1 protein-coding gene is annotated in these 233 nt (G+C 49.4%); it reads right to left on the reverse strand.

The genetic code is table 11. From position 1 onward, the window contains the following. Positions 1 to 13: 13 nt before the first annotated feature. Positions 14 to 233: hypothetical protein (locus tag GPK83_RS17435; RefSeq protein ID WP_215705178.1), on the reverse strand; the 220-nt coding region annotated here is incomplete at its 5' end.

Consider the following 233-nt stretch of genomic DNA (forward strand, 5'->3'; position numbering starts at 1 on the left):
CTTTTTTCGTCCTTTATGATTCGTTTTCCGCAATGGTACGCCGCAAAAGATTCATTTCGGCTTCATAGCCGTAATCCTCTTTTTCGCTGCTCTCCTTTGCCAATTCCAACGCCTGACGGCATAGATCCAAACCGGCTTTCTTTTCCCTGCGGCCGCCGATACCCAAAAGCTTGCAGCGCGCCAAGCGCATTTTGCATTTCACACTGCCCAATTTCTCGCCAGTTTCATAGCAG

The organism is Clostridium sp. MCC328 (assembly GCF_018785465.1).
Classification (GTDB): Bacteria; Bacillota; Clostridia; order Lachnospirales; family Lachnospiraceae; genus Pilosibacter; species Pilosibacter fragilis.